We start from the raw sequence: 1,371 nt of genomic DNA on the forward strand, positions 1-1,371 counted from the left end.
CTCGGCCAGCCGCTCCACCTTGCGGCGGTAGATTTCCGAGATGTTCGGGTGGATGTCGGGCACGTCGGCGGGCGCTGCGGCAAGCCGGGCACGAATGGCATCTTCCCGCGCCTCCAGTTCGAGCAACTGATCGACAAGCGAGCGCGTTCCCTTGCCTTCCGTTGCAAGTGTCACCAGGCCCTTGATCGCCTTCATCACCTTTTCCAGTTCCTGCCGGTCGGCGCTCTCGGACGCCCGCCGGGCATGGTTGAGGCGATTGCTTTCCTCCACATAGGCGCGAATGGCTTCCGCGGCGATTTCCGGGCTCATCAGGCGATCGCGCAGCCCGTCGAGCACGCGGGCCTCGAGCTTCTCGCGCGCGATGCTATGCCCGTTGGAACAGCTTCGCGTGTCGATATGGTTCGAACAGGCAAACCGCCCCTGCCCGCGAAGGGTATAAGACCCGCCACAGCAACCGCAGTAGACGAGGCCGGACAACAGGCTCCGGGGGCGATGGGTCCGGTTCATCGCATTGTGCGCCGAGCGCGTCGCTTCGATGACGCCTGCATATTGGACCGCGATATCGTCCTGCCGTGCCTTGGCGGCCTGCCAGAGTTCGTCATCGAGGATCCGCAAGTCGGGCACCTCGGTGACGATCCATTCCGACTGCGGATTAATGCGCGAGACGCGTTTCCCGGTCTGCGGATTCTTGAGATAGCGAAGCCGGTTCCAGACCAGCTTGCCGATATAGAGCTCATTGTTGAGCAGGCCGGTGCCGCGCTTGGCGTGACCCCGGATCGTGGTCGACGTCCAGAGTTTGCCGGTCGGCGCGGCGATACCCGCATCATTGAGCCGACGGGCGATCGCCTGAGGACTCAGGCCATTGGCGAATTGCCGGAAGACCTGTCGCACCACTTCGGCTTCAGCGGCATTGATGCTGCGCTCGCCATGGACCGCCTCGCCTTCGCTGGAAAAGCGGCGAACGACGTCATATCCGTAGCAGAGACCGCCGCCCGATTTGCCCTTCTCGACTCGGCCGCGCAGTCCGCGATGGGTCTTCTTGGCAAGATCCTTGAGAAAGAGGGCATTCATCGTGCCCTTGAGGCCGACATGCAGTTCCGAGACTTCGCCTTCGGCCAAGGTAATGATCTTCACACCGGCGAACTGGAGATTCTTGTAGAGTGTCGCGACATCGGCCTGATCGCGCGACACGCGATCGAGCGCCTCGGCAAGCAGCACGTCGAAACGTCCCATCTGCGCGTCCTGCAGCAGCGCCCGGATGCCTGGCCGCAGGATCACGCTGGCGCCGGAGATCGCAGCGTCCTTGTAACTGCCGACAATGCGCCAGCCTTCACGGGCAGCCTGCTCCCGACAAATCAGGAACTGGTCCTC

General features: G+C 63.2%; 1 protein-coding gene. It reads right to left on the reverse strand.

Going from position 1 to position 1,371, the window contains the following annotated elements:
* Nucleotides 1-1,371 (reverse strand): recombinase family protein (locus ACFQ24_RS03945; RefSeq protein ID WP_380909152.1); only part of this gene is annotated, 1,371 nt, incomplete at both ends.

This window comes from Sphingobium olei, assembly GCF_042678845.1.
GTDB classification, from domain to species: Bacteria; Pseudomonadota; Alphaproteobacteria; order Sphingomonadales; family Sphingomonadaceae; genus Sphingobium; species Sphingobium olei.